Annotated in this window: 1 protein-coding gene; it reads right to left on the bottom strand. The window is 71.1% G+C overall.

Annotated features, from left to right (window positions below; translation table 11 throughout):
- Positions 1-246 (bottom strand): hypothetical protein (locus RZA33_RS19700; RefSeq protein ID WP_317510002.1); only part of this gene is annotated, 246 nt, incomplete at both ends.

The following is a 246-nucleotide window of genomic DNA, read 5'->3' as shown; positions in this document are numbered from 1 at the left end:
CAGGTGGCCGATCAGCAGCACCCGCTGGCCCTGGTTGCCGACACGCTCGGCCACCAGATGGCCGGCCCGCTGCATCGCCGGCGGCATGTCCACCCAGCGGGTCGCAAAACCCAGGCGCTCGAACTCGGCCCGGAACAGCGCACCCACCTCGCGCACCCCGGCCGCATTCATCGTGCCGCTGTTGATCAGCACGCTGCGCTCCAGCAGCTTCAGGGCCTCGGGCGTGTGGTGCTTGACGGCGGCCAC

The sequence above is a fragment of the Halovibrio sp. HP20-59 genome (genome assembly GCF_033052795.2).
Taxonomy (GTDB): domain Bacteria; phylum Pseudomonadota; class Gammaproteobacteria; order Pseudomonadales; family Halomonadaceae; genus Vreelandella.
The sequence above is the reverse complement of the archived record's forward strand: the minus strand, read 5'-3'. Positions and strand labels throughout refer to the sequence as shown.